At 31.5% G+C, this 6765-nt stretch carries 6 protein-coding genes; 4 read left to right on the forward strand and 2 right to left on the reverse strand.

Going from position 1 to position 6765, the window contains the following annotated elements; genetic code table 11:
* The 4 genes from ACI3VO_RS02625 to ACI3VO_RS02640 form a co-directional block, all read left to right on the forward strand.
* Nucleotides 1-447, forward strand: a 447-nt coding sequence (locus ACI3VO_RS02625) for a methylated-DNA--[protein]-cysteine S-methyltransferase (protein WP_439756423.1), incomplete at its 5' end; no start/stop codon positions are given.
* A 29-nt stretch (nt 448-476) separates the two neighbouring features.
* Nucleotides 477-1310: a deoxyribonuclease IV gene (locus ACI3VO_RS02630; protein ID WP_439756424.1), complete on the forward strand. Its 834-nt coding sequence runs from the start codon at nt 477-479 to the stop codon at nt 1308-1310.
* Between the two features lie 262 nt (nt 1311-1572).
* Entirely contained in the window at nt 1573-3039 is a 1467-nt protein-coding gene (locus tag ACI3VO_RS02635; protein WP_439756425.1) for a metallophosphoesterase, read from the forward strand.
* Between the two features lie 100 nt (nt 3040-3139).
* Nucleotides 3140-4294 carry a YibE/F family protein gene (locus ACI3VO_RS02640; protein ID WP_439756426.1) on the forward strand — a complete coding sequence of 385 codons (1155 nt, stop codon included), beginning with the start codon at nt 3140-3142 and terminating at the stop codon, nt 4292-4294.
* Nucleotides 4295-4383: 89 nt separating this feature from the next.
* Here ACI3VO_RS02640 and ACI3VO_RS02645 read toward each other — a convergent pair whose 3' ends face one another.
* Both ACI3VO_RS02645 and ACI3VO_RS02650 read right to left on the reverse strand, forming a co-directional pair.
* Complete coding sequence (locus tag ACI3VO_RS02645; RefSeq protein WP_439756427.1) at nt 4384-5790, reverse strand: NAD(P)/FAD-dependent oxidoreductase; 1407 nt, start codon at nt 5788-5790, stop codon at nt 4384-4386.
* A gap of 34 nt (nt 5791-5824) precedes the next feature.
* Nucleotides 5825-6505 (reverse strand): DNA alkylation repair protein, encoded by a 681-nt coding sequence (locus ACI3VO_RS02650; protein ID WP_439756428.1) that lies wholly within the window; start codon nt 6503-6505, stop codon nt 5825-5827.
* Nucleotides 6506-6765 lie beyond the last annotated feature (260 nt).

A 6765-nucleotide genomic window follows, 5' to 3' on the forward strand; every position in this document is an offset into this window, starting at 1 on the left:
GGAGAAGGTATAACTCATATATATTTTAGAGAACCTAATGTAGATGAAGAAATTAAAGCAAATAAATTAGTGATACAGGAAAGTGATTTAACAAAAAAAGCGTATGTTCAATTAAAAGAATACATAGAAGGACAGAGGAAGCAATTTGACTTGCCTTTAACCCCAAATGGAACTGAATTTCAGAGAAAAGTATGGAATGCATTGACGAAAATACCTTATGGAGAGACTAGATCGTATAAGGATATAGCTATTGCAGTTGGAAATGAAAAAGCGTCGAGAGCAGTTGGCATGGCGAATAATAAAAATCCAATACCTATAATAATTCCTTGCCACAGGATTGTAGGATCAAACAAAAAGCTAGTTGGATATGCAGGAGGGCTGGATTTAAAAGAAAAGCTCTTGAGCTTAGAAGGTATTTTAGTAGATAAAAATAAAGTAAGTAAATAATTGTAGTCAAGGAGGAAATCAACGAATTTATGTTAAATATAGGATGTCATTTATCAGTATCAAAAGGATTTGAAAATATGGGAAAACAGGCATTAGAAATAGATGCCAATACATTTCAATTTTTCACTAGAAATCCAAGAGGTGGAAAGGCTAAAAAATTGGATCAAAAGGATATTGATAAGTTTTTAGAATTAGCTAAAGAAAATGAATTTGCGATATTATTAGCTCATGCACCGTATACTTTAAATGCGTGTGCAGCAGATGAGGATAAAAGAGAGTTTGCGGTAAATACATTTATCGATGATTTAAAAAGATTGGAATTAACACCAAATAATTTATACAACTTCCATCCAGGAAGCCATGTCAAACAAGGAGCAGATGTCGGTATCAAATATATCACAGATATGCTAAATCAAGCTATCACAAAGGAACAAACTACGACTGTTCTGCTTGAGACAATGGCAGGTAAGGGTACAGAGGTAGGCAGAAGCTTTGAGGAGCTAAGACAGATAATAGACGGTGTAGAATTAGATGAAAAATTAGGTGTATGCTTGGATACATGTCATGTATTTGATGCGGGATACGATATAGTAAATGATTTAGATGGAGTTTTAGAGGAGTTTGATAAAGTCATAGGATTGGATAGATTGAAGGCTATACATTTAAATGATAGCTTAAATTCATGTGGAAGTCATAAGGATAGACACGCTAAAATTGGAGAGGGTCAAATAGGACTTGATGCTATTACTAGAATTATAAACCATGAAAAGCTTAAAAATTTACCGTTTCTATTGGAAACACCAAATGAACTAGATGGATATGCTAGAGAGATAAAATTACTTAGAAGCTTATATAATGGATAAAATATTTAAAACGAAGGTATTTATAATAATGCTTTCGTTTTTTATTTTTAGGGGAATAAATTTGTTTATTTGGTAAATCATAAGAATGTAAAATTAGTTAATCAAAGACTTAAAACGTTAATAATTTGTTAATTCGCTTAAGTCTAATTTAAGAATCAGTTAATGCTATTGAAGGATGAGATTTTTAATCATATACTTAAATTGTCATGACAGAGTATTGGAAATTAAGCGTTGCAACAGCATACGGGGAGATGAATAACAAATGAAAAAAGGAAGAAAATATTTTGCATCATTGATGCTTGCAGCTATGATATCTAGTTCAGCTATAAATGTATTTGCCGCAGATAACGACGGCTGGACAGAAGCTACTCAAACAAGACTAGGACAAACTAGCGCTTGGGCAGATTGGTGTAAACAATGGCAAACTATAAAAAATTCACCAACTCAAATGTCATTATCACCTGGTGAAGATGAAACTGAATTAAACTTTGCTTGGTATTCAAAGGATACAGATTCACAAGCTAAATTAAAAATAAGCACTAACAAGAAAATGAAAAACGCCAAAGTATTAAAGGTTACAACAATTGATGCTACCGAAGGATTTAAATCTAACAAAGCAACAGCTAAAAATTTAAAATCAAATACTAAATACTACTATAGCTATACTATAGACGGAGAATGGACTGAACCAACACTATACGAAACTCAAAGTACAAAATCTTATAGCTTTGGATTTGTAGGGGACCCTCAAATAGGTTCTTCTGAATCAAATATAGCAACTGGATCAACAGAAAAACAAGGTCAAGATAATGCTGTTAGAAATGATAGCTTCAACTGGAACAACACAATCAACACTATGCTAAAAAAAGATTCTGACATAAGCTTCATAGTTTCTGCAGGTGACCAAATACAAACTAGAGATAAGAAAAATCCAAGTATGTCTTACAACAAAAATGAAATCGAATACGCTGGATATCTAAGTCCAACTGCATTACAATCAGTTCCTGTAGCTACAACAATAGGAAACCACGATGCAGTAAGTGGAAATTACTCATATCACTTTAATACAGCTAATGCAAGTGAATTAGGTTCAACTATGGCAGGTGGAGATTACTACTATACATACGGTAACACTCTATTTATAATGTTAAATACTAATAATACAAACATCGCTGAGCATCAAAAATTTGTAGAAAATGCGGTTAAAGAAAACAAAGATGCTAAATGGAAGGTAGTTACACTACACCAAGATATATATGGTTCTGGTGAACACTCTAACGAACCTGAAATAGCAAGCTTAAGATACAACTTAATACCAATACTTGAAGATAATGATATAGATGTTGTATTAACAGGACATGATCATACTTATTCAAGATCTTATATATTAAAAGGTGGATCACTAGATGAATCATCAATGATAACTGATGATAATAAAATTGTTACAAATCCAGAAGGTATATTATATATGACTGCAAACTCTGCATCAGGTAGTAAATATTATGATTTAGTAGAAAAGAAACAAGCATATATAGCTTCTAGATGGCAAGAAGATGTTCCAACATATTCTATAATAGATGTAAATGATACTACATTTACTATAAATACTTATAGAACAGATAACAACCAAAAAATAGATTCAAGCTTTACAATCAAGAAAACTAATAAAAAGAGCAATGGAAAACAAAACAATGTTCAAAATAACAATAAAAAAACAAATCATAAATAAAATCTAACAACAAGATTAATCTGTAAAATTTTCAAAATAATGCTCAGCATTTGATTGATAATAAATGTTGAGCATTATATTTATTAAAATGGAGGAAAAAATGGGTAAGAAGGTTGAAAAAGGTATATTACGTAGATTGATGATTATAGCAATCTTAATATGCTTTGGAGTATTTTTATATTTTTTTAATCAAGTAGATAAAGCTCAACTAATCAATAGACAAGGAACAAGCTATGTAAAAGCACAAGTAGTAGATGTAATCCAAGACAATATCCAAGAGGATGGAAGTAGAACAGGATATCAAATCGTAAAGGTCAAGCTTTTGCAAGGTGAATACAAGGGAGAAGAGATAGAGGCGACTAGTGCATCTGGATATTTATATGGAGCTGACTGTAAAGAAGGTATGACAGTAGTTGTAAATTTAAGTGTATCAGATGATACTAAAGTAGCTTCAGTATTTAACTATAATAGAGAGCCTATGATTATAGGATTTGTAGTGATTTTTCTTGCGTTATTAGTTGCAGTTGGAGGTAAAAAGGGTCTATTTTCAGGGATAAGTTTAATATTTACTTTTATATGTATAATATTCTTATTTTTGCCAATGCTTTATAGAGGATACTCACCTTTCTTATCAGCAGTATTAGTTGTAGTACTGACTACAATAGTGACTATGTATCTAATAGGTGGAATTAGCAAAAAAACTATTTCGTCTATTTTAGGAACCGTCATAGGTGTTGTAATCGCGGGATTATTTGCACATATATTTGGATATTTTGCGCATATAGATGGATATAATGTTTCTGAAATAGAGGAGCTAGTTTTTATAGCAAATAATTCAGATCTTCAAATAGGAGGTTTGTTATTTGCAGGAATATTAATATCATCATTGGGAGCTGTGATGGACGTGAGTATGTCAATAGCTTCTACTATAAATGAAATTCATGATAAAAATCCTAATTTATCTAGATATGAATTATTTAAATCTGGTATAAATGTAGGTAGAGATATGATGGGAACCATGTCAAATACGTTGATATTGGCATTTACTGGAGGTTCTATTAATACTCTTATATGGTTCTACGCTTATGACTTATCTTATGGTCAAATAATAAATATGTATCAAATCGGAATAGAGGTTATGCAAGGATTATCTGGAACAAGTGCAATAATATTGACCGTTCCGATTGTAGCTTTGATTTCTTCGTTCTTGTTTACTACTAACTTACAAATAAATAATAAGAAAAAAATAGCGTAGAAAATAAATAAGGAATCATCTAAAAGACTTATAAATTAAAAAGATGTATGCAAGATAACTATCAAGCATGCATCTTTTTATGTTGTCAATTATTTATTTGAAGCCTTCTTAGCCAAAATACTCTTAGCTACACTAAGGCCATTTGCAGAAGCTTGTTGCAATCCTCTTGTAACAGATGCTCCATCTCCCATAGCACGTAGGTTTTTGACGCTAGTTTCAAAATCTTTATTTACGATTACTTTATTAGAATAGAATTTAACTTCTACACCGTAAAGTAGAGTTTCGTCGCTGGCTATACCAGGTGTAATTTTATCAAGGGCAAGGAGCATCTCTTCTATATCTACCATTATTCTGTGAGGTAGTACTAGAGATAAATCGCCAGGAACTGCATCCTTAAGAGTAGGAATTAGATTATTTCTACAAAGTCTTTCTTCTGTAGTTCTTCTTCCTCTTTGGAAATCTCCAAAGGTTTGGACTAGTATTTTTCCATCACATAGCATGTTGCTGAGCTGAGCTATTTGTTTACCGTATTCTATTGGAGTTTTAAATGGTTTAGTAAAATTTTTAGAAACTAATAGCGCAAAGTTAGTGTTGTTTGTCTTGTATTCTTGTGATTTGTAAGCGTGACCGTTTACAACCGCTAGTCCATCTTCATAGTATTCTGTTGCAACCTCGCCAGATGGATTTGTACAGAAGGTTCTTACCTTATCGTCAAATGTAGGAGTGTAGTAGACTAGCTTGGCTTCGTATAAATTTTTATTTAAAAATTCCATGACCTCGTCTCTTACCTCTACACGAACTCCTATATCTACAGTACCTACTTGAGTTTCGATGTTGTGCTTTTGGCATATGTGTGAGAACCATTCAGAGCCTTCACGTCCTATGCCACTTACTATTTCGTCGGCGAAAAATTGTCTACCATCTTGTAAGATTACACCTTTTGCAGTGTTGTCTTCTATGATTATATCCTCTACCATAGTATTGAATATCATTTCGATGCCAGAAGATAGTAAATGCTCTTGAAGCTTAGAATATATTTTATACCCTTCTTCTGTACCTAGATGTCTAATTGGACATTCGATTAATTTTAGATTGGCAGTTATAGCCTTTTTTCTGATTTCGGCGATTTCATTTACTTTATCGATTCCATATATTTTTGTATCTGCTCCAAATTTTAAGTAGATATTGTCTGATTCTTTTAATAGCTCCATAGTTTTATCGTAGCCTAGTATTTCAGGTAGATTTCCTCCGACATCTGGAGATAGTGATAGCTTTCCGTCTGAGAAGGCTCCAGCCCCAGCGAATCCAGTAGTTATTGAACAAGGCTTACATCCTACGCATTTTTTTGTTTTACGTTTAGGGCAGTTTCTCTTTTCGATAGATCTTCCTTTTTCTATCATAAGGACTTTTAGATTTTTGTCATTTTCTATTAATTCATATGCACAAAATATGCCAGAAGGCCCTGCTCCTATGATAATAACGTCGTATTTTTCCATTAGATATTCCCCCCTTAGTTGAAAATAAAAATTTTTATTTTTTTCTTTTCATTGATTTTATTAAAATCTTTGTGTCTTTGTCGACACGAAGAGATTCACAAATTTTTTGTAGAGATTTATTATATGTAAAGTAATCTAAGTTATTATTTTTAAGAAAATCCATAGTTTTATCCTCAAAATGAATGAAACAAATTGAAACAGCCCATGCTACTGCCATTTTAACATAGTACCCATCATGAGAAATTTTATCTAGACATTTTAAAACAACATCTATGTATTCTTCGGTGATATAGTAATTTAACATCATTACAACGGCAAATCGTAATTCAAATTCTTTATCTGAGTCTAAATACGGTTGTAAAAACTCCCATACGATTTCTCTATTTTTAACTGTGAATTTTAAACTGTTGCAAAAACTATCACAGATAGCCCAATTATCTATCTTAGGCACAAAGCCTTTTATATATTGAAGTTTTTCTTCTACATCACATTTAGCATATGCAATTACTAGTCCATTTATTAAGTTTTCTTCATAATAATCCTCGAGGCAATTTTCTAAATAGCCTCTCCAATCACCTTTGGCTATTTCTTTGGCGATTTGCCTAAGCTGTGGAAGGCGAACACCTATTATGTTGTCTGTATTTGGGCACAATCCACTGTGGAATTTTTTATATTTTTCATCTGATAGCTCAAATAATTTATTTCTTAAATCCATTTTACCACCTCGATTTTATTTTCTATATATAAAAATAGTAGCACAAGCATCGATATTTTTATAAATGAAAATATTATATTTATGTAAAAACTTTATTAATATAGATATTAATAGATGCCGTTATAAAACGTTTACATAAATGGAGTTATAATGCATAAGAAAATAGTTTAATATTTTAGAATTTTGAATGTTAAAGTTAAATAAAAAAAATTTTTTGATTTAAAAATCGTAAAAAAGATTGCATTAAAACCTAAAATTAT

This window comes from Intestinibacter sp., from assembly GCF_051866655.1.
Classification (GTDB): domain Bacteria; phylum Bacillota; class Clostridia; order Peptostreptococcales; family Peptostreptococcaceae; genus Intestinibacter.

Bases quoted from the DNA above. Each gene is read 5' to 3' on its own strand.
- ACI3VO_RS02630 (WP_439756424.1), top strand. From the start codon at position 477: ATGTTAAATATAGGATGTCATTTATCAGTATCAAAAGGATTTGAAAAT.
- ACI3VO_RS02635 (WP_439756425.1), top strand. From the start codon at position 1,573: ATGAAAAAAGGAAGAAAATATTTTGCATCATTGATGCTTGCAGCTATG.
- ACI3VO_RS02640 (WP_439756426.1), top strand. From the start codon at position 3,140: ATGGGTAAGAAGGTTGAAAAAGGTATATTACGTAGATTGATGATTATA.
- ACI3VO_RS02645 (WP_439756427.1), bottom strand. From the start codon at position 5,790: ATGGAAAAATACGACGTTATTATCATAGGAGCAGGGCCTTCTGGCATA.
- ACI3VO_RS02650 (WP_439756428.1), bottom strand. From the start codon at position 6,505: ATGGATTTAAGAAATAAATTATTTGAGCTATCAGATGAAAAATATAAA.